This window comes from Micromonospora globbae (assembly GCF_036184225.1).
Lineage (GTDB): Bacteria > Actinomycetota > Actinomycetes > Mycobacteriales > Micromonosporaceae > Micromonospora > Micromonospora globbae.
The window spans coordinates 2152529-2173658 of sequence record NZ_CP108084.1; the positions used below are offsets into that span (position 1 = coordinate 2152529).

Sequence of the window (21130 nt, forward strand, 5' to 3'; positions counted from 1 at the left end):
CCTGACCGTAATCTTGTCCTGCGAGCAACGCAACCCCCACAGGAGGCAGCGGTGACCATCGAGATCGGGGTCGTCGGTCCGCACGACCTGGTCGACGACGTGGCTGCCACCTGCGAGGAGCAGCCCGGCGTCGCCGCGCGGCGGCTGCACTACGACCACGAGTCGCAGGCTCCGGCGATCGTCGAGGCGCACGGGGGCCAGGTGGAGGCGTGGCTCTTCACCGGCGTGGTGCCGTACACCCTCGCGCGGGAGGCGAACGTCCTGCACCGGCCCGCCGTGTTCGTGGACTACACCGGCGCCACCCTGCTCCAGGCCGCCGTGCGGCTGCTGCGCGACGGCCGGGACGTCACCCGCATGTCCATCGACACGGTGACCGGCGTCGACGTCGCCGCCACGTTCGGCGAGGCGGGGCTGCCGGTGGACCGGGTGCGGACGCTGCCCTACCGCAGCGGCCTGAGCTCCGACGAGGTGGTCGCCTTCCACCGCCGGCAGCGCAAGGCCGGCGCGGACGTCGCCGTGAGCTGCATCAGCTCGGTGTACGAGGTGCTGCGCCGCGAGATGCCGGCGTTCCGCCTCGCGCCGTCGAACCACTCGGTGCGCACCGCGCTGCGTCAGCTCCTGCTGCACGTCGGGAGCCAGGCGCAGGAGGACGCCCAGATCGCGCTCGGGCTGGCGACCCTGTCCGACGGCGACGACGGGCTGCTCAAGGAGGTCGCCGGGCTCGGCGGCACGCTCGCGCGGTTCGCCTCCGACACGTACCTGATCGTCACCACCCGCGGGCCGCTGCACGACGCCACCGGCGGGTTCACGGCGCTGCCGATGCTCCGCCGCCTCGCCGACCGCCACGAGACGGTGCAGATCGGCTTCGGGCTGGGCCGCAGCGCCGCGGAGGCGGAGAACCTGGCCCGCCGCGCGCTGAGCCGGGCCCGCCGGGTCGGCCCCACGACGGCCGTGCTCTCGCTGCGCGGCGAGACCGACATCGTGCTCGAGTCGACCACGCCGCCGCCGCGGCCCGCGGAGGCGAACCTCGCCGTCATCGCCCAGAGGGTCGGCCTGTCGGTGCCCACGCTGCTGCGGCTGCGGGAGGTCCGCACCGCGCTCGGCAACGAGCCGCTGACCAGCCGCGAGGTCGCCGACCAGCTGCGGGTGCAGCAGCGTACGGCGCGGCGCATGCTGCACCGTCTCGAACTGGCCGGGCTGGCCGAGCGCACCGGGAACCTGGCCTCCGGCAGCAGCGGTCGCCCGCTCACCCTCTACCGCCTGACCCTCTGACGCCGGCCGGCCCGCGCCCGCTGGGGGCGCGGACCGGCCGATGTCACGCCGGAAGGGCCTGTCTCACGCCAGCCACTCGTCGAGGTGCGCGGCCACGAAGTCGTCGTCGCGCAGGTGCGGGTAGGCGCGGTGCACCCGGTCCAGCTCGGCCATCTGCCCCGGCGACAGGTCCTCGGCCGGGTCGAGGCACCACCGGCCGGCCAGCAGGCCCTGCCGGCGCAGCACCTCGTGGATGCCGGGGATGCAGCCGTGGTAGCCGTTGGCGGCGTCGAAGATCGCGGCGTTGGCGTCGGTCAGGTGACCGTCGAGCGTGAGCAGCCGGCGCAGCGCGGCGTCGTCGCCGTCGCGGGCCCGTCGGGCCTCGTCGAGCAGGGTCACGGCGGTGCCGGCCCAGACGGCCCACTGGCCGAGCAGCCCGCCGACGAACTCGACCTCGACGGCCCGGCCGTCCACGATGACCCGGTGCGGGGCCACGAGGTCGGCGAGGATGTGGTCGTCGTTGCCGGTGTAGAGGGCGAGGTCCCCGTTGCGGCCCGCGGCGCAGACGCCGTGCAGCACGTCGAGGGTGCGGTAGCGGTCGAACGGGGCCACCTTGATGCCGACCACCGACTCCAGCGCGGCCAGCCGGGCCCAGAAGCCACGGGACAGCTCCCGTCCGCCCACGGCCGGCTGGAGGTAGAAGCCGATGACCGGCAGCACCTCCCCGACCGCCCGGGCCCGCTCCACGAGGCCGTCCTCGTCCAGGCCGGCGTACGGCGAGAGCAGCACCATGTGGTAGCCGAGCGAGGCGGCGAGTTCGGCCTCGGCGACGGCCTGGGCGGTGTCCCCGCACGCGCCGGCGACCAGGACGGCGTCGGAGCCCGCGGCGGTCTCGGCGGCGAGTTCCAGCACCGGGGCGAGCAGCCCCACGGCGGGGTCGTGGATGGCGAACTGGGTCGTGTGCACGCCGACGGCGATGCCGCCCGCGCCCGAGGCGAGGTAGTAGCGGGTCAGTGCCCGTTGCCGGCGCTCGTCGAGGCGCCGGTCGGGGGTCAGCGCGAGCGGGTGGGCGGGGATGACGCACCCCTGCCGGAACCGGGCCAGGGCCGCGGCCTGTCGCGTGCTCGATGCGGTCAACACGGTGTCTCCTAGAACTTCCCGTCGCGGCGCTGGAATCCGGTCGGCTTGTCGAGCAGGGGCCCGCCGCCGGCCACCCAGTCCGCCGTCAGCTCGATCAGCTCGGCGACCGAGAGGTCGGGGTAGCCGAAGAGGCGGTGGCAGAGCTGGGCGTTGGACAGCAGGGCGGTCGGCGCCTCGGTGCCGGTGAACACCGGCTCTCGGCCGAGCCGGGCGGCGACCGCGGTGGCCACCTGGCGGACGGAGATCAGCTCCGGTCCGGTCAGGTTCAGGACGAACGGCGGGGTCGCCGTGTGGTGCAGGGCGCGCAGGACGACCTCGTTGGCGTAGCCCTGCCAGACGACGTTGGCGTGGCCCATGCCGAGGTCCACGGCCTCGCCGGCGTGCACGGCCCGGGCGATGTCGACGAGCACGCCGTAGCGCATCTCGACCGCGTAGTTGAGCCGGATGAGGGCCAGCGGGGTGCCGTCGCGCAGCGCGAAGTGGGTGAGGATGCGTTCGCGGCCCAGGCAGGACATGGCGTACTCGCCGACGGGGTCCACCGGGGTCTGCTCGACGCAGCCGCCGGAGGTCACCGGCACGAGCGGGTACACGTTGCCGGTGCTGAGGGCCACCAGGCGGGAGCCGGCGAAGCGCTGCGCGACCCGCCCCGGCAGGTACGTGTTGGTGGCCCAGGTGGCGTGCTCCCGGCCGGAGGTGCCGAACTTGGCCCCGACCAGGAAGACGACGTTCGCCGCGTCCGGCAGCGCCTGCAACGCGGCGTCGTCCGCGACGTCCGCCTCGACGATCTCGGCGCCCTCCTCGCGCAGGCTGTCGGCCAGCCCCGGCTCGGAGAAGCGGGACACCGCGACGACGCGCGCCCCGGTGCCCGCCGCCGCGACGCCGCGCAGGGCCAGCCGGACGAGGCTCGGCCCCAGCTTGCCGCCCGCGCCCAGGACCAGGATGTCCCCGTCGAGCTTGCGCAGGTCGTCCACGAGGACGTCCCGCGGCCGGGAGAGCCGCTCCTCCAGTTCCGCCACGGTACGCATGCCACCACACCCCTTCCGAAGTAACGGTCATGACCGTAACTTCCGGCCAGAGGGGCGTCAAGGCGTGGGGCACGCCGATCCGGTCAGGGCCGCTGCGGGACGAGGCCACGCGAGGACGCCGGCCGGGCAGCGGCGAGGACGCCGGCCGGACAGCGGCGAGGACGCCGGCCAGGCAGTGGAGATGACGCTCGGCCGGGCAGCGGCCGACGTCGCGGCGGGGACGGGTGTCAGGCCGCGGCGCGCGCGGCGGCGAGGACGCCGAGCACGGCACGGGTCTGCGCCCACGGCACGGGGCTCGGCGCTCCGCGGACCATGCTCACGAACGCGTCGATGGTGGCGCGGTAGCCCAGCTCGTCGGCCCCGCCGCGCAGCACCACGCGGCGCTCACCGCTGACCGTGTGGACGGTCACCTCGTACGCCTCGTCCTGGCTGACCCCGAGCACCTCGACCACGCCGGGCACCCCGTCGTCCCACCGCACCGCGAGCAGTCCGGTGTCCTCCGAGCGCAGCCCGCGGTGCCGGCGCACCGTGGAGGTCGCCCCCACCAGCGAGACGGCCGGCCCGAGGAGCGCCACGAGCAGCTCCATCCCGTGCAGGCCCATCATGACCAGGGTCCCGCCGCCGACGGCCGGGTCGTCCTGCCACGGGTTGTAGCCGGTCGCCCAGAGGCCCACGTCGTGGCGCACCGTGGCGCGTACCGACAGCACCTCCTCGGGCCGCACGTCCCACCCCACGAAGGCCGGCGCGAAGCGCAGGACCGACGAGGTGAGCACCAGCTCGGGGGCCCGCGCCACCACGCGCTCCAGCCGGTCGAGCTGGTCGAGCGTCGCCGCGGCCGGCTTGTTGACGAAGCACGGCAGCCCGCGCTCCAGCACCCGGGCCAGCGCCTCGGGCACGTCCGGGATCGGCACGGTCAGGACCACGCCGTCGGGATCGGTCGCCAGCAGCGCGGACAGGTCCGGCGCCACCACCGCGTCCGGCTGCTCGCCGCGGAACCGCGCCAGCCGCTGCGGATCGGGCTCCCACACGACCAGCTCCGCGTGGTCGCGCAGGGCACGGGCGTCCGTGTACGGGTGACTGGTGGCGAGTCCGGCCAGAGCGATGCGCATGAGCGCTGAGGCTACTCATCCGCACTCGGGCGACGCCACCGCAGGTCAGCCGGTCCGGTCGAGCTGTTCGGGCCGCACCTCGTGCGCGAGGGGCCGACCGCGCAGGAACCGGTGGATCTCGGTGACGACGATGGCGCCGGCGCGGCGGCGCGACTCGACCGTGCCCGCCGCCTCATGGGGGGTCAGCAGCACGTTCGGCAGGCGGCGCAGCGGATGGTCCGCTGGCAGCGGTTCGGCGTCGAAGACGTCGAGGGCCGCGTCGATGCGGCCGGCGCGCAAAGCGGCCAGCAGGGCGGCCTCCTCCACGAGCGCGGCCCGGGCGGTGTTGACGAGCAGGGCGCCGTCGGGCAGCAGGGCCAGTTCCCGGGCCCCGATCATCCCGACCGTCTCGGGCAGGACGGGCGCGTGCAGCGACACGACCTGGCTGCGGCGCAGCAGGTCGTCGAGCGCGACCCGTTCGGCCCCGAGCGTCGCCGCCTCCGCATCCGACAGGTACGGGTCGGCGACCAGCACCCGCGCCCCGAGCGCGCGTACGAGGCCGAGGTAGGCCCGGCCGGTGCGGGACGCGCCGACCACCCCGACCGTCGCCCCGCGCAGCTCCCGCCGTGGCGGGGCCGCCTTCGCGGTGGGCCAGTCGACGCCGCTCCGCAGGGCGTGATCGAAGCGGTGCACCCGGTGCAGCAGGGCGAGGGTCAGCGCGAGCGCCTGCTCCCCCACCGCGTACGCCATCGCCTCCCCCGCCTGCGTGACCCGCACCCCGCGGGCGAAGCTCTCGGGCGTCACGAACGGTTTGACGCTCGCTCCGGTGTGGGCGAGCAGCCGCAGTCCGGGCGCGGCGGCCAGCACGGCGGCCGACAGCGGCGCGCACCCCCAGCCGGTGACGACCACGTCGGCGCCGGCGAGCAGGGCGGCGAGGGTCGCCTCGTCGCCGACGTCCGCCTCCGGGGGCGGCAGCCGCACGTCGCCCAGCCGGCGCAGCGCCGCCCACGTGTCGGCGTCGAAGAACAGGTCACGGACCTCCGGCGGCGCCGCCACGGCGATGACCGTCACCCCTTGATCCCCGTGGTGGAGACGCCCTCCTGGAAGTAGCGCTGCCCGATCAGGTAGGCCATGAAGATCGGCACGAACGCGACCACCGATCCGGCGAGGAGCATGTTGAGCGGCACGTTCTCCTGCTGGAGCGAGGCGATGCCGGTGGTGAGCGTCCGCATGTCGATGCTCTGGCCGACGATGAGCGGCCAGAGGAAGTCGTTCCAGTGCCAGAGGAAGACGAAGACGCCGAGCGTCGCCAGGATGGGCTTGATCAGCGGCAGGACGATCGAGACGTACACCCGCCACTCCGAGCAGCCGTCGAGGCGGGCGGCCTCGAACAGCGAGTCCGGCAGCGAGGCGATGAACTGCCGCATCAGGAACACCGCCTGGGCGTTGGCCAGGGTCGGCACGATCATGCCCCAGTACGTGTCGACGCCGTTCAGCTCCGAGATGATGATGAACGTCGGGATCATCGTCACGTGGTACGGCACCATCAGCATGGCCAGGAACGACCAGAACATGGTCTCCTTGCCGGGGAACCGCTTCTTGGCGAAGGCGTAGCCGGCCATGGAGGCGAACAGCAGCACCCCGACCACCGACACCACGGCGTAGACGAGCGTGTTCCACATCCACCGCAGCATGCTCTTGGCGCCGATCACCTGGTCGTACGCCTCGGTGGAGAACGGCCAGGGCAGCAGGCTGTCCGGGAACGTCACCGGTCCGGTCGGCTTGAACGACAGCACGACCATCGCGTAGAAGGGGAAGAGCGTGACGGCCGCGCCGATCAGCAGCAGCGCGCCGCGGCCGACCAGCCAGCCCCGCCCACCCCGGCCGACCCGGTAGGGACGCCGGCTGCGGGCGGGCGGCGCGGTCGCGGCGGTGGCGGGGGGCGTGATGGTGTCCGTCATTTGTCCCTCCCGAGGGTCAGCCGCTGGATCAGCGCCACGACGATCGTCATCACGAACAGGGCCACTCCGACGGCGCTCGCGTAGCCCAGGTCGAAGTACTTGAAGCCCTGGTCGTAGAGCAGGTACACGAGGCTGTAGCTGGACCGGACCGGACCGCCCCCGGTCATCACGTAGATCATGTCGAAGACCTGGAACGACACGGTGGTCTCGATGATCGCCACGAAGAACAGGGCGGGCCGCAGCTGCGGCAGCGTCACGTACCGGAAGCGCTGCCAGGCCGAGGCGCCGTCGGTGAGGGCGGCCTCCTCGAGCTCCGCGGGGATGTCCTGCATCCGGGCGAGCAGGATGAGCATGCCGTAGCCGAACCGGGACCAGACCGACACGAGGACCAGGGCCGGCACCACCAGCGCGCTGTCGGCGAGCCAGTTGCCCGCCGGCAGGCCGAGCGCGCCCATCGCCCGGGACCACGGGCCGCCGTCGGCGAAGACCCAGGTGAAGACCACCCCGGCGAGGACGAGGCTGGTCACCACGGGCAGGAAGAAGATGGACCGGAAGAGCTTCGCGCCGCGGAAGGCACGGCGGGTCAGCAGCGCCATGCCGAGGGAGGCCAGCATCGACAGCGGTACGGACAGCGCGGTGAAGACCACCGTCACGCGCAGCGCCGTCCAGAAGGTCGGGTCGTCGACGAGCCTGCGGAAGTTCTCCAGGCCCGTCCAGCTGGTGTCGCCGCCGATGGTGTAGTCGGTGAAGCCGAGGAACACCCCGGCGATCGCCGGCCCGAACCGGAACAGGGCGAAGAGCAGCAGGAACGGCAGGACGAACAGCAGGGCGGTGCCGGCCTCGCGGGCGGACGGGCGGCGGGGCCGCCGGACCGGGCCGCGTGCCGGCCGTGAGCCGCGGACCCGGCTCTCCGGTAGTGCAACCATCTGACAACCTTTCTCGACGGCTCGCGGTGGGCACGCTACGCCCACCGCGAGCCGCGTCAGGATCAGCCGAGCAGCGGGTCGGCGGCCTTCGCCGCGTCGTCGAGCGCCTGCTCCACCGACTTCTTGCCGAGCAGCGCGGCCTGGATCTCGGGGAAGAGGACGCCCTGCACGTCCCGGGCCTTCTCGTGCAGCGGGCCGACGGTGCTGGCGGACACCTGCTTCTCCTGGACGCTCAGGACCGGGTCATCGGTCCACAGCGCACCGGTGGACTTCCGCGGCGAGAAGAAGTTCGAGGCGAGGTCGTACTTCTTGGTGTTCTCGGCGTTGGTGGCGAAGGCGATCCACTTGCCGGCCGCCTCCTTCTCCTTGGAGCCCTTCAGCATCGCCAGCGAGCCGACCGTGCCGTAGCCGATCTGCTTCGTCTCGGTGAAGTGCGGGACGGCCTGGATGTTCTCCTTGCCCCACAGCTTCTCCACCTCCGCCACCGGCACGTACCAGACGCAGCCGACCTTGCCCTGGCCGACGCGGGTCTGCTCGATGGACGGGACGTTGGTGATGAGGCCCTTGTCGACGTAGCCGCCGTCGACGAGCTGCTTGACGAAGTTCAGCGCCTTGCGGCCGGCCTCGCTGTTGAAGACGACCGACTTGCCGTCGGCGGCGAACACGTCGCCGCCGGCCTGCCACAGCAGCGGGTAGAAGGTCTGGTTCAGGGTCTGCTTCGAGTCGCCGGCGTACGCCGTGACGTCGTAGCCCTTGGCCTTGAACTTCGGCGCGAGGGTGAGCAGATCGTTCCAGCTGGTCGGGTAGGTCGTCTCGCCGACGTCGGCGAAGACCTTCTTGTTGCAGATCGGCGTGGCGGCGCTGGTGAGGATCGGGGCGCCCATCATCTTGCCGTCGATGGTCACCGACTGCATCACGTTCTCGTGGTAGTCGCTCTTGGACGCGTCGTCGAGGTACTTGTCGACCGGCTCGATGTTGCGGGCGTACTTGGGCAGCTGGTCGGGGATCAGGTACACGACGTCCGGCCCCTTGTTGCCGGCGATCGCGGTGGCCAAGGCCTGGTCGCGGTTGGCCCAGGGGAAGATCTCGACCTTCACGGTGATGTCGGGGTTCGCGGCCTGGAACGCCTTGACGGTCTCGTCCCAGTAGGCGCGGTGCTGCGCCTCGTCGACGATCACCGGGTATGTCCACATCGTCACGGTGGTCTTGCCGGAACCACCGGAGTCCGAACCGCCACAGCCCGTGGCCGCGAGCGCGGCGACGAGCGCCACCGCGACGGCCGACAGGCTCTTGCGAACACGCATCTCGCATCCTTCCGGGGGAGTCAGGTGGGCAGTACATTAACTTACGGTCCGGGCCGATACTAGAGCCGAAGAGTATCGAGGTCGCATCGTTACTGTTCGTACCGAGACCTGGCCAGATCGATCCAGTCCCGTAATAGCGAAGGAACCCGATGGTCGTCTCCCTCGCCGTCGTCGGCGCCGGCAACCGCGGCAGCACGTACGCCGGCTACGCCCTCCGGTCCCCGGACCGGGCCCGCGTCGTGGCGGTCGCCGACCCCCGCGCCACCCAGCGTGACGCGCTCGCCGACGCGCACGGCGTGCCGCCGGAGGGACGCCTCGACTCGTGGCGGGCGCTGGCCGCCCTCCCCCGGCTCGCCGACGCGGTCGTGCTCGCCACGCCCGACCGCGAGCACGCCGAGCCGGCGGCCCGGTTCGCCGAGCTGGGCTACCACGTGCTGCTCGAGAAGCCCATCGCCCCGACCGAGGCCGAGTGCGTGGCCGTCGCCGAGGCGGCGGAGCGCACCGGGGTCCTGCTCGCCGTGTGCCACGTCCTGCGGTACACCCGCTACACCGACGAGGTGCGGCGGCAGGTCCGGGCGGGCGCGCTCGGACGGATCGTCGGCGTGGAACACCTCGAACCCGTCGGCTGGTGGCACTTCGCCCACTCCTACGTACGCGGCAACTGGCGCCGCGCCGACACGTCGTCCAGCAGCCTGCTCGCCAAGTGCTGCCACGACCTCGACTGGCTGCGCTACATCGTGGACGACACCCCCGTACGCGTCAGCAGCGTCGGCGGTCTGCACCACTTCCACCCCGGCAACCGGCCCGCGGGCGCGGCCGAGCGCTGCCTCGACTGCCCGGTCGAGTCGCGCTGCCCGTACTCGGCCGTCCGCTTCTACCACGACTGCCTGGCCGACCCCGGTCGGCACGAGTGGCCGCTGTCCGTGGTGACCCGCGACCTGACCCCGTCCGGCGTGACCACGGCGCTGCGCGACGGCCCGTACGGCCGGTGCGTGTTCGGCGGCGGCAACGACGTCGCCGACCACCAGAGCGTCACCGTCTCCTTCGCGGGCGGGGCGACGGCCACGCTCACCATGAGCGCGTTCACGCCCGGCGGCCACCGGCGGACCCGGATCATGGGCACCCACGGCTACCTGGAGGGCGACGGCGAGCAGGTCAGCGTGACCGACTTCGTCACCGGCGCCACCGTCACCACCGACACCCGCGGCGGCGGCGCGGACGCCGGCTCCGGCCACGGCGGCGGCGACATGCGGCTGATGGCCGCGTTCGTCGAGGCGGTGGCGACCGGGGACCGGTCGGTGGTGCGCTCGGGACCGTGGGAGTCCCTGGACAGCCACCGCATGGCGTTCGCGGCCGAGCGCAGCCGCCTGGCGGGCGGCGTGCCGGTCCCGCTCGCCGCCCCGGCCGCCGACCCGCGGCCCCCGGCCCAGCCCGACCGGTCGGCCCGACCCGTGGGCTGAGCGGCGCACCTCACCCCGGGCACCAGCTCGGGCCACCGGGTCGGCGCGGCGGGCCGGTGACTCCCCCTCGGAGTCACCGGCCCGTCGCGGCCGCGCGGATCAGCGCACGGTGACCCGCAGGAGGTGCTCCTCCGCGCCGACGAAGAGCCGGCCGTCCGGGTGCACGGCGAGGAACTCCGCCGGCTGGTCCAGCAGGATCCGCGAGGCGCCGGTGTCCGGGTCCACCCGCACCAGCAGGTGGCCGCCGACCAGCGCGTACAGCAGGTGGCGCGGGGCGTCGTAGCCGAGCCGGCCGCGGCTGTCGGCGACTCCGGGGGCGAGCTGCACGCGCCGCACGACGGCCCGGGCCGCGAGATCGACGGCGAAGAGCTGTCCCCCGGCCAGCCCCCACAGCAGACCAATCCGGTCGGCCGCCAGGGCCGGCACGGCCGTCGCGCCCGGCACCGGCACGAACTCGAACACCTTGCCGTCGCTCGCCACGTCCCAGCCGAAGATCCGCGCCTCGGACTGGGTGGGCGGCGGGACGCTGTAGCCGCCGGCGACGGAGGTGCCGCCCACGATCAGCCCGTTGAGATGGGTCAGGCTCACGATCGACTGGTCGGTCACCACGGGCCGGTGCACACGGGACGCGCCCGTAACCTTGTCCACCACGACGAGGGCACCGCCGAGGGTGGTGTTGGGCATGGTGCCGTAGGCCACCATGTCCCCGGCGTCGGTCAGCGCGCGGGCGCGCACCTGGTCGGCGGCCTTGAGGTCGACGAGCTTCAGCGGGTTGTCCACGCTGCCCGGCACGCCCGGGGAGTACTCCGGGCTGCTCCACGGCTTCGCCGGGTCGTACCGGTAGAGCCGCGAGTCGGGGTACGCGCCGAGCCAGACCTGGCCGCCGGTCTCCAGGATGCCCTCCACCTGGGCGAAGCGCTGGAAGGTCGACTGGCCCGTGTCCGCGTCGACCCGGGCGAGGCCGCCGTTGAGGTAGCCGCCCACCCACACCGCGCCGGACGCGCCGACGTGCAGCGACGCGATCGGGATGGGCTCGCCGGGCACGTCCGTCGGCAGGACGTCGCCCCGTCCCGTCACCGGGTTCCAGCGGAACAGGTCACCCCGCCAGAGCAGCCCGACGAGGGTGCGACCGGGCCAGCCCCGGTCGGCGAGGGTGACCCAGCCGATGCCCCGGTTGTTGACCACCCGCCCGGGGAAGACCAGTGGCGTGTCGGTGAACGTGCGCCGGCCCGGATGGTAGCCGGTGAGCCGGCCGGCGCGGGTGAGGTAGACCAGGCCGCCGGGGCCGGGCGCGGAGACGTCGAGGCCGGCGACGTCGTCGATCAGGTCGGTCCACCGCCGGCCGGCGATGTCGTACACGCCCAGCCGCCCGGTGGTGGCCGAGCCGTACCGGGCGTACACGCGGCCGTCGTGGACGTTCAGGTCGTACACCGTCCGGCCGGCACCGTCGCCCAGCCCCTCGGGCAGCGGCAGTTCCCGCCGCTCCCCGGTGACCTTGTCGATCGCGAACAGGTGGGCGTCCGGCTGGGTGCCGGCGTAGATCGTGTCGGCGGTGACCGCGAGGCTGCGGACGTACTGCACGCCGGGGAGCACCTGCCCGTAGTCACGGGTGGTCCCGGTGGCCGGGTCGTAGGCGAAGACCCGCCCGCCGGGGAAGGTGCCGCCGTACACGACACCGGCGTCGTCGACGGCGATCCGCCAGATGTACGTCTCCGACGGCAGGGGGCGGCCGAGGTTCTCCACGGGGCTGTCCGGCCCCGGCCGGCGCCGGTACAGGTCGCCGGTGGTGTACGCGCCGACGTAGACGGTGCCGTCGGGGGCTGCGGCGACCGCGTACGAGCCGGGCGCCCCGGTGAGGGGTTGGTCGGAGACGGTGCGGCCGGTCGCCGGGTCGATCGCGGCGAGCCGCGCCGGTTCGCCGGAGACCGCGGACCAGAGCACCGGCGTCCCGTCGGGCCCCGGTGCGACGGTGCCGCCGATCAGCAGCACGTCGCGCAGCGGGACGCCGAAGGGGTCCACGGTCACGCCGGGATCGGCGGGTTCCGCGGCGGCGGCCGGCCGGGCGAGCGGGATCGCCGGCGCCGCGGCGAGGGCGACGGCGGAGCGGAGCAACGTACGGCGGTTGGTCATGAGCGCCCGCTTCCGTGGTCGGAGCGACCACCGGTGAACCGGCGGCCGACCTTCGAACCGGCTTGCCGGAGCGCGCGGGGTCCGTGTCCGCCGGCAGCTCTCGGTGAGCCTTCGGGGCCAGTATCGGTCCAGCCCGTAATGACTGTAGGTCGCCGGTATCGACGCGTCAACGCGCCGCCTCCGGATCGACCGGAGGCGGCGCGTGGAGGGTGCCGGCCCGCCCGGCGCGGCGATCAGGCGGGACGCGCGACGGCCGCGACGCTCTCGGCGACCAGCTCGGTCACGCGCGCGAAGTCCCCGGCCGCCACCAGCTTCCGGGGCACCATCCAGCTCCCACCCACGGCGAGGACCGACGGCACCGCGAGGTAGTCGCCCGCCGAGGCGGCGTCGATGCCGCCGGTCGGCACGAACGACACCTGGCCGAAGGGCGCGGACAGCGCGGCCACCGCCGCGGCGCCGCCCGACGTGCCGGCGGGGAAGAACTTCAGCACCGTGACGTCGGCGGCCAGCGCGGCCATGACCTCGGTCGCCGTCGTGGCGCCGGGCAGCGCGAAGACGCCGTGCTCCTGGCAGCGCCGCACGACCGGCTCGCTGAATCCGGGCGACACGACGAACCTCGCGCCGGCCCGCACCGCGGCGTCGACCTGCGCCACGGTGGTGACCGTGCCGGCGCCGACGAGCACACCGCCGTGTGCGGCCATCCGGGCGATCGCGTCGACGGCCGCGGGGGTGCGCAGGGTGACCTCGGCGATGGGCAGGCCGCCGGCGGCCAGTGCGCCGGCGAGCGGCTCGGCGTGGGCGGCGTCGTCGAGGACGATGACGGGGACGAGGCGGTGCTGACCCAGCACCTCGGGGACGTTCATGCTGCTCCTAGTCGATGTCCACGGTGGTCAGACGGGCCGGCAGGTCGGCCCGACCGGTCGCGCCGAGCTGCGCGAGGACGGCGACCCCGAGGACGGTCGCCTCGGGCTCGACCACGAACCGTAGCCGGCGGCGCGTCGCCTGCTGCCGGAGCCGCCGCCACACGTCCCACCCGGCGGCCACGCCGGCGATGGTCACGTCGGCGACGTCGGTGCCGCCGAGGCGCCCCAGCCGGCTGGTGACGGATTCGGCCTCAACGGCGAGGCCCTTCAGGAGGCTGGCCATGGCGTGGCCGCGGGTGAGGTCCATCGGCAGGGCGGCGAGCCGCGCGGTCCGCCGGTCGGCGTCGATCAGCGCGGGCTCCACGTCGTCCACGACGCGGCCGATCTCGTCCCACATCACCCCGTCGTCGACCCCGGCGTACAGCAGCCGGTGCCAGGCCTGGTAGTACCGGCCGGACGGGGTGGCCCGGTGCAGGTAGCGCAGCCCGCCCGCCACGAACACGCCGATGTCGACGCCGGGATCGACGGTGTCCGGCAGCTCCGTCACGAGCAGGAGCTGCGCCTCCGACGTGCCGGCCGAGACGTACACGTCACCGGCGCCCCGCACCCCGGCGCCGAAGGCGCCGCACATGTGGTCGTGGCCCCCGGCGACGACGGGAACCCCGCGGGGAAGGACGCCGGCCCCGGAGGCCCGGCCCACCGGGGTGGCGCTGTCCACCAGTTCCGGCAGCGCGAGCGTGCCGAGCCCGAGATCCGGCAGCACGTCCGGCCGGAGGCGCCCCGCGCGCACGTCGAACAGGCCGGTACGCGACGCGTGGGAGCGGTTGAGGAACACCGGCGCGGAGGGATCGGCGAGCAGGTGCCGCGCCACGTGGTCGGCGAGCGACGTGAAGGTGCGCGCCGCCGCCACCGCCTCGGGCAGGTGGTGCGCGAGCCACAGCAGCTTGAACACCGAGAAGGTGTCGTCCAGGTCCGACCACGGCCCGTCGGCGCGCGTCCGCTCCGCCTTCGCCACCCGGCCGTGCCCGGCGTACCAGGCGAGCACCGGCGCGGTGACCGTCCCGTCGCGGTCGAACAGGACGACCTCCTCGCCCACCGAGCCGACGCAGACGCCCGCCACGTCGCCGACCCGCACCGCCGGGTCGGCGAGCAGCCGGGCGAGCAGGTCGTCGACGGAGGACGTGAGCAGCGCGGCGTCGCGGCGTCCACCCCACGGGTCGTCGGCCACGACGGTGGGAGCCGTGTGCAGCGCCACGAGGCGCCCGGCCGCCGTGTCGTAGCAGCCGACCTTGGTGCGCGTCGTGCCGATGTCGACGCCGATGAACTGCTGGCTCACCGCGCGACCACCACCCCCGCGTCGCCGCGGGTGACGGTCACCCGCGAACGGAGCCGCGCCACCAGGTCCGGGTCCACGTCCGGCGCGAGCGACGCGGCGTTGGCCGCGCCCATGGCCGAGGCCAGGGTGAGCGCCGAGGCGGGACTCTCGGAGCGGCCGAGGGCGACCGCCAGGCCGGCCAGGAAGGAGTCGCCCGACCCGGTGGCGTTGACCGTGTCGACGGCCGGCGTGTCCACCCTGAGCTCGCCGTCGCCGTCGACCCACAGGGCGCCGTCGGCGCCCAGCGTGACGACGATCGTGGCGCCCGTCCCGGCGTGCAGGTCGGCGGCGGCGTCGGCCGCGGCGGACCCGTCCGGCAGGGATCGGCCCAGGACCCCGGCCAGCTCGTGGACGTTCGGCTTGATGACGAGCCGGCCCGCCGGCGGTTCCGCGCGCACGTCGGCGATGACCCGGGCGAGCGGGTCGCCCTGGGCGTCGACGAGAGCCGTGGCGCCCCGCGCCAGCGCCAGGCGGGCGATCCGCGCGTGCAGGTCGGGGGCCGAGCCGGGCGGGAGGCTGCCGGTGGTCACCACCACGTCGCCGGGGCGTACGTCCTCGGCCAGGCCGGCGAGCAGCCGCTCCTGCTCGCCGGCCGTGACCGTGGGCCCGCGCTCGTTGAGCACGGTCGAGCGCCCCGTGCTCTCCTCGATCACGACGGGCGTCACCCGGGTCTCGCCCGCGACCTCGATGTGCCGGTCGCGTACGCCCAGCTCGTCGCAGCCGCGACGGATGACCTGCCCGGTGGAGCCGCCGACGTAGCCGTGCGCGGTGACGGTGGCGCCGAGACGCCGCGCCCCGCGGCAGACGATCATGCCCTTGCCGCCGGCGAGACTGCGCACGGTGGTGACCCGGTTGACCTCGAACGGGCGGAAGGTCTCGACCACCTGGAGCCGGTCCAGCGCGGGGTTCGGGCAGACCACGTGCAGCGTGTACGTCGTCGACATGACCTACTCGGCGTCGATCTGGTAGAGCGCGCGGAGCTCGTCGTCGCTCGCGCCGAGCACCTCCTCCTCGCGCTCCCGGAAGGTCTGCGCCGTGACCCGGACCAGTTCGTCGAGCCGCTCGCTGTCCGGCGGCAGGTTCATGGCGGCGTAGGGGTTGCCGCCGGCGCCGAGCGGCTCGGCGGAGCAGTAGTTGTCCCCGCGCTGGTAGCCGACGGCGTACAGGGCCATGATGACGATGTCCAGGTCGAGCAGGCCGTGCCCGAGGGCGCGGCGGTTCGTGTCCGCCAGATGCAGGTTGATCATCCGGTGGCCGTGGTCGAGGATCGTCGCGCCGATGTGCAGCTCGCCGCTGAGCATGTGGTAGAGGTCGCCGTTGACGTGGGCGATCGCCGGGTGGTCGACCAGGTCGATCAGCTCCAGCGCCTGCGCGAACGTGTGGACGATGCTCGTCTCCTCGGGCCGGATCGGCTCGACGGCGCCGCGGATGCCGGCCGCGGCGAAGTCGTCGGCGACCAGCCGCATGGTCTGCGCCGACCGCTGCATCTCGTAGGAGTCCAGCAGCCCGGGGCGGCCCACCGAGGCGGCGCCGAACAGCAGGTAGGAGCCGCCGACGGCCCGGGTGAACTCCGCCTGGCGGCGGAAGTACTCGATGGCGCGGGCACGCACGTGCGGCAGGTTGTGGGCGAACTCCTGCTCCGGCGTCACCATGCCGCAGACCCCGGAGACCGTGATGCCGTGGTCGCCGAGCACCGCGAGGGTCTCCTCCGGACGGTAGCCCAGGTCCGGCGAGTAGAGGTTGCCGTGCAGCTCGATGTACCGCACGCCGTAGCGCTGCAACCGGGCCGCGGAGGCGGCGAGGTCCTCGGTGCCGAACCCCCAGTTGCTCCAGCCGAGCTTGAGACGCGGTTCGTCCGCCGTGTGCTGGCGTCGGGCCTCCAGGAAGGCCCGGACGACACGCTGGTCGTGGCGGCGGAAGGGTTGTGGTTTCATCGGTGGTCCCTTCGGGTGGGGTCAGGCGTTGGTGCGGTTGGCGAGCCGCTGCCGGAGGTTGCCGAGGCTGAAGTGCCGCAGGTTGCCCTGGCGCCACTGGTCGAACAGCGCGGCGAGGACGATCACGAGGCCGATGCTGAGCTGCTGGAGGAACGGCGACAGGGCGAGCAGGATGAACGCGTTGCGCAGCACGCCGAGCAGGCAGGCGCCCAGGAACGCGCCGATGATGGACCCGCGCCCACCGGAGAGGCTCGCGCCGCCGATGACGGCCGCCGCGATGACGTCCAGCTCGTACCCGAGACCGGCCTGGGCCTCCGCGACGCCGACCTGGGTGGAGAACACGATGCCGGCCACACCGGCCAGCGTGCCGATCAGGACGAAGGTGAGGATGCGGGTGCGACCCACCGGGATGCCGCTGGTGCGCGCGGCCGCGTCGTTGTCGCCGACGGCCGTGACGCGCAGCCCGAAGACGGTACGGGTGAGCAGGAGCTGGCCGAGGATCACCAGCACCAGGAAGATGATGACGCTGACCGGGATGCCGCCCAGCACGCGCCCCTGGCCGATGAAGGACAGCTCGCTCGGCATGGTCTGCGGGAGGCCGCCGGTGATCAGCTGGGTGAGGCCCCGGGCGATCGACAGCATGCCGAGCGTGACGATGAACGAGCTGACCCGGCCGAGGACGACGACGGAACCGACGGCGAACCCGCTCAGGGCCCCGACGCCGATGCCGATGGCCATCGCCAGCCACGGGTTCACCCCGTTGCCGTAGGCGGCGCCGGCGCTCACCGCCGACAGGGCGAGGACCGAGCCGACGGACAGGTCGATCTCCTTGGCGATCAGGACGAAGGTCTGCCCGACCGCGATGATCCCGACCACGACGACGGTCTGCAGGACGTTGTAGAGGTTGTCCTTGCTGAGGAAGTTGTCGTTGGCCAGCGTCACCAGCAGGCCGAGCACGATGATGACGCCGAGCAGGCCGGCTTCCTGGCGTTTCACCGCCGAGAGGGCGCGGCCCTTCCAGGTGCGCTCCGGGGTGTGAGCGGTCGTGGTACTCATGTTCATCCTTCGGTTGCGCCCATGGCGGCGGCGACAATGGGGTTGGGTCCGGCGTTGTTCGGGGCGTCGAGGGTGACCTGGCCGCGCCGGATCACCACGACCCGGTCGGCGAGTTCGACGATCTCCTCCAGTTCGGAGGAGATGAACCACACGGCGAGCCCTTCGCCGTGGGCGAGTTCGCGCAGCGTCGCGTAGATCTCCGCCTTCGTGCCGACGTCGACGCCCCGCGTGGGCTCGTCGAGGATCAGCACCTCGGGCTTGGCGGCGAGGGCCCGCGCGAGCAGCACCTTCTGCTGGTTGCCGCCGGACAGCGACGTGATGGGCGCCTCGATCGAGGCGGCCTTCACGCCGAAGCGCCGGGCGAGGTCCCGGGCGGCCCGGCCGGCGCGGCCCGGGGAGACCGAGCCCAGCCGGCCGAGCGAGGAAAGGATGCGGACCGTCAGGTTGTAGCCGACGCTCTGCTCGTGGAACACCTCGGTCCGGCGTTCCTCGGCGACGTAGGCGATGCCCAGCCGCTGGGCCCGGCCGGGGTTCGGGATCCGGACGGGACGGCCGCCGACGCGGATGCGTCCCCCGCTGACCCGCCGCAGACCCACGACCGCCTCGGCGATCTCGGTACGGCCGGCGCCGACCAGCCCGGCCATGCCGACGATCTCGCCGCGGTGGACGGTGAGGTCCACACCGGCGAACCCGTCACCGGTCAGCCCGTCCAGTTCGAGGGCCGTCTCGGCCTGCGCGGTGGCCTCGGCGCGGTCGGCCATGACCTCGGCCACCACCGCGCGCTTGCGCTCGCCGGCCATCAACGCGACCGCCCGCTCCTGGTCGATCTCGTCGGGCGGGCCGGCGGCGACGAACGTGCCGTCGCGCAGCACGATCACGTTGTCGACGATCGAGTAGACCTCGGCGAGGCGGTGGCTGACGAGCACCACGGCGACGCCCTCGTCGCGCAGCCGGTTCATGACGGCGAACAGCCGCTCGGACTCCTCGCGGGTGAGGCTGGAGTTCGGTTCGTCGAGGAAGAGGACCTTCGGCTGGCGGGACAGCGCCCGGACGATGTCGACCATCTGGCGCGAGGCCGCCGACAGGTCCCGGCACAAGGTGGACGGGTCCGGCAGGTAGTCGGCCATGCGGAGCCGGTCGAGCAGGGCCCGGGCCCGCTGGACGTTCTCGCTGCGGCGGGCCCGCCCGTACCCGGGTCGCTCCCCCAGGTCGTACAGGAAGAGGTTGTCGGCGATGGTGAGTTCACCGATCAGCAGCGGTTCCTGGTTGACCACGACGACGCCGGCCGCGATGGCCTCCAGCGGCGTGGCGAAGCTGACCTCGGCGCCGTCGAGGAGGAGCCGGCCGCGGTCGGGTCGCATCTGCCCGGAGCACAGGCGGATCAGGGTGGACTTGCCGGCGCCGTTCTCGCCGAGCAGTCCGGTGACCTGACCGGCGGGGAAGGTCAGGGAGACGTCGCGCAGCGCCTGGACGGCGCCGAACGACTTCGCCAGGCCGACGGCCGCGAGTGCCGCCGGCCTGACGTCGTCAACAGGGGTGGTAGCCATGGAGATGCTGGTCGCTTCCTGTCAGGACGCGCCCGGCGTACCCAGGGGCAGCGTCGCCGGGTCGTGCTCGGCGAGGTTGTCCTTGGTGACGAACGGGGCGGTGGCTTCCTGCGTCACCTGCGCCGGCGCCTGGCCGGTCACCGCCGCGTTGAACAGTTCGACGGCGACGTTGTAGCCCTGGCCGAAGGCGTCCTGGCCGATGACGCCGTACATGGAGCCGTTCTTGATGGCGTCGATGTTCTCGGTGGTGATGTCGTAGCCGATCACCTTGACCGTGTCCTGCTTGTTGGCGGCGGCGACGGCCTGGGCGGCGCCGAAGGGGCCACCGGCCGTGGCGTAGATGCCCACCAGGTCCGGGTTGGACTGCAGGTAGTTCTGGGCCGCGGCGAAGGTGTTGGACGCGGAGTCCTTGGCCTCGACGCCCTGGCCGACCAGGGTCAGGTTCGAGCCCTGGAGCCCGTCGACGAAGCCCTTGCGCCGCTGCTCGGAGCCGGGCGCGGTGAACTGGCTGACGATGATGCCGACCTTGCCGGCCTTGCCGCCGGCGGCCTTGATCATCTCCTGGGCCGCGAGCTGGCCGGCCTTGTACTGCTCCTGCGCGTAGTTGATGGTGCCGCCGGACTCCCCGACGCAGTCGAAGAGCGTGTTGTAGGCGCCCATCTTGAGGCCCTTGGCCGACAGCGTCTTGATGTCGGCGCAGTTGCCCTCGCCCGCGATGAAGAAGCCGATGCCCTTGTAGCCCTGGGCGTCGGCGGCGCGGATCGCGCTCGACACGGTCTGCACGTCGATGTTGTCGCCGGCGACGATCCAGTCGACCTCGCCGTTGCGGTCGGTCAGCACCCGGTCGGCGTAGTCCGCGCCGGCCTTCACCGAGACCCAGTACGGGTTGTTGGCGAAGCCGATCATCGCGATCTTGACCTTCTCGTCCGGCTTCTGGTCCGTCGGCGTGGGCCGTCCGGCGATCGGCTCGGCCGGCTCGCCGCCCGACCCGCCGTCGCTGCCGCAGGCGGAGGTGAACAGGGCGACGGCCAGGAGTGCGGCTGAGCCGCGGGTGAGCGCCTTGACGACGCGCGAGCGGGTGCTCATGAGTTCCTCCAGGTGGTGGGGATGCTGCTGGTGGGGGGATCGGGGACCTCGGCCGGGTCCGCGGTGCGGACGTCGACGCCGAGGGCACGTAGGTCGTCGAGGGTGGAGGGCGTGACCCCGGCGTCGGTGACGACGAGGTCGACGTCGGTGACGGCGCCGTACCGGCAGGCGGCGGTCAGGCCGAACTTGGTGTGGTCGGTCATGAGCACCGTCTTCTGGGCGGAGGCGAGGATGGCCGCCTTCACCGCTGCCTCGCTCGGGTCCGGCGTGGACAGCCCCCAGGTCAGGTCGACGGCGTTGGCGCCGACGAAGGCGACGTCGAAGCGCAGGTGGGCGAGTCGTTCGAGGGCCCACGCGTCGACCTCGGCGTAGCTCTCGGAGCGGACCCGGCCGCCGATGGTCATCACGGTCGAGCGGCCGAGGTCGGTCAGTTCGAGGGCGGTCTGCAGGGCGTTGGTGACGATGAGCAGGTCGCCGCGGTCGGGCAGCAGCCGGCTGAGATGACCGGTCGTCGAGCCGGCCTCGATGAAGATGGCGCCGAACGCGGGGATCTCCTCGACCGCCGCGCGGGCGATCGCCAGCTTCTCCGCGCGGCGTTCGGCGATCCGGCCGGCGACGCGGCCCTCGGCGGCCAGGGTGATGCGGGGAACGGCGCCGCCGTGGACGCGGCGCAGCTCGCCCGCCGCCTCCAGCGCGGCCAGGTCCCGCCGGATGGTCTCGGTGTTCACGGCGAAGCGCCGGGACAGCTCGGCGGCGTCCACCCGCCCCGCGGTGCGCACGAGCTGGACTATCTCGTGACGCCGAGCCGACACCTTCACCGCTGCACTCCTCCGCGACGGTGTGGGTTTCCCACACGCACCATGTGGCCTGCGCTACACGGCACACATCTTGGGGAGCAACACTACATTTGGCGTTCCAAAGGTCAACGGGTGTTTCCGAAACGTTACGTGGGACGGCCTCGGTTTCGGTAGCGGTCCTACCGTG

Annotated in this window: 18 protein-coding genes; 2 read left to right on the forward strand and 16 right to left on the reverse strand. The window is 73.3% G+C overall.

Annotated elements, in window-relative coordinates; translation table 11 throughout:
• Positions 1-51: 51 nt before the first annotated feature.
• Positions 52-1272, forward strand: a complete 1221-nt coding sequence (locus OG994_RS09595) for a hypothetical protein (protein ID WP_328852889.1) — start codon at positions 52-54, stop codon at positions 1270-1272.
• A gap of 63 nt (positions 1273-1335) precedes the next feature.
• On the opposite strand, the gene OG994_RS09600 is transcribed toward OG994_RS09595, so the two are convergent.
• From OG994_RS09600 to OG994_RS09630, 7 genes are all read right to left on the reverse strand, one after another.
• On the reverse strand, positions 1336-2391 hold the full coding sequence (locus OG994_RS09600; protein ID WP_204985197.1) for a dihydrodipicolinate synthase family protein: 1056 nt from the start codon (positions 2389-2391) through the stop codon (positions 1336-1338).
• Between the two features lie 8 nt (positions 2392-2399).
• On the reverse strand, positions 2400-3416 hold the full coding sequence (locus tag OG994_RS09605) for an NAD-dependent epimerase/dehydratase family protein (protein WP_328852890.1): 1017 nt from the start codon (positions 3414-3416) through the stop codon (positions 2400-2402).
• Between the two features lie 227 nt (positions 3417-3643).
• Entirely contained in the window at positions 3644-4525 is an 882-nt protein-coding gene (locus OG994_RS09610) for a Gfo/Idh/MocA family protein (RefSeq protein WP_328852891.1), read from the reverse strand.
• Positions 4526-4570: 45 nt separating this feature from the next.
• Complete coding sequence (locus tag OG994_RS09615) at positions 4571-5575, reverse strand: hydroxyacid dehydrogenase (protein WP_328852892.1); 1005 nt, start codon at positions 5573-5575, stop codon at positions 4571-4573.
• Positions 5572-6465 (reverse strand): carbohydrate ABC transporter permease, encoded by an 894-nt coding sequence (locus OG994_RS09620; protein WP_328852893.1) that lies wholly within the window; start codon positions 6463-6465, stop codon positions 5572-5574. Before OG994_RS09620 ends, OG994_RS09615 begins: the two co-directional genes overlap by 4 nt.
• The gene (locus OG994_RS09625; protein WP_120329218.1) at positions 6462-7391 is read right to left on the reverse strand and encodes a carbohydrate ABC transporter permease; all 930 of its coding nucleotides are present in this window, start codon (positions 7389-7391) and stop codon (positions 6462-6464) included. Before OG994_RS09625 ends, OG994_RS09620 begins: the two co-directional genes overlap by 4 nt.
• A gap of 62 nt (positions 7392-7453) precedes the next feature.
• Positions 7454-8695: an ABC transporter substrate-binding protein gene (locus OG994_RS09630; RefSeq protein ID WP_120329219.1), complete on the reverse strand. Its 1242-nt coding sequence runs from the start codon at positions 8693-8695 to the stop codon at positions 7454-7456.
• 149 nt (positions 8696-8844) lie between these two features.
• Here OG994_RS09630 and OG994_RS09635 point away from each other — a divergent pair, with 149 nt between their 5' ends.
• Complete coding sequence (locus OG994_RS09635; protein WP_328852894.1) at positions 8845-10155, forward strand: Gfo/Idh/MocA family protein; 1311 nt, start codon at positions 8845-8847, stop codon at positions 10153-10155.
• 99 nt (positions 10156-10254) lie between these two features.
• On the opposite strand, the gene OG994_RS09640 is transcribed toward OG994_RS09635, so the two are convergent.
• From OG994_RS09640 to OG994_RS09680, 9 genes are all read right to left on the reverse strand, one after another.
• Positions 10255-12285, reverse strand: a complete 2031-nt coding sequence (locus OG994_RS09640; protein ID WP_328852895.1) for a ligand-binding sensor domain-containing protein — start codon at positions 12283-12285, stop codon at positions 10255-10257.
• Positions 12286-12518: 233 nt separating this feature from the next.
• Complete coding sequence (gene eda, locus OG994_RS09645) at positions 12519-13148, reverse strand: bifunctional 4-hydroxy-2-oxoglutarate aldolase/2-dehydro-3-deoxy-phosphogluconate aldolase (protein ID WP_120329222.1); 630 nt, start codon at positions 13146-13148, stop codon at positions 12519-12521.
• 7 nt (positions 13149-13155) lie between these two features.
• On the reverse strand, positions 13156-14484 hold the full coding sequence (locus tag OG994_RS09650) for an FGGY-family carbohydrate kinase (protein ID WP_328852896.1): 1329 nt from the start codon (positions 14482-14484) through the stop codon (positions 13156-13158).
• Positions 14481-15467, reverse strand: coding sequence for a 1-phosphofructokinase family hexose kinase (locus OG994_RS09655; protein WP_120329224.1), 987 nt, complete (start codon positions 15465-15467; stop codon positions 14481-14483). Before OG994_RS09655 ends, OG994_RS09650 begins: the two co-directional genes overlap by 4 nt.
• A gap of 3 nt (positions 15468-15470) precedes the next feature.
• Entirely contained in the window at positions 15471-16457 is a 987-nt protein-coding gene (locus OG994_RS09660; RefSeq protein ID WP_120329225.1) for a sugar phosphate isomerase/epimerase family protein, read from the reverse strand.
• Between the two features lie 21 nt (positions 16458-16478).
• Positions 16479-17513 (reverse strand): ABC transporter permease, encoded by a 1035-nt coding sequence (locus OG994_RS09665; RefSeq protein WP_158610103.1) that lies wholly within the window; start codon positions 17511-17513, stop codon positions 16479-16481.
• A 2-nt stretch (positions 17514-17515) separates the two neighbouring features.
• The gene (locus OG994_RS09670; RefSeq protein ID WP_328852897.1) at positions 17516-19060 is read right to left on the reverse strand and encodes a sugar ABC transporter ATP-binding protein; all 1545 of its coding nucleotides are present in this window, start codon (positions 19058-19060) and stop codon (positions 17516-17518) included.
• A gap of 21 nt (positions 19061-19081) precedes the next feature.
• The gene (locus OG994_RS09675) at positions 19082-20146 is read right to left on the reverse strand and encodes a sugar ABC transporter substrate-binding protein (protein ID WP_328852898.1); all 1065 of its coding nucleotides are present in this window, start codon (positions 20144-20146) and stop codon (positions 19082-19084) included.
• On the reverse strand, positions 20143-20964 hold the full coding sequence (locus OG994_RS09680) for a DeoR/GlpR family DNA-binding transcription regulator (RefSeq protein ID WP_328852899.1): 822 nt from the start codon (positions 20962-20964) through the stop codon (positions 20143-20145). Before OG994_RS09680 ends, OG994_RS09675 begins: the two co-directional genes overlap by 4 nt.
• Between the last annotated feature and the right edge of the window lie 166 nt (positions 20965-21130).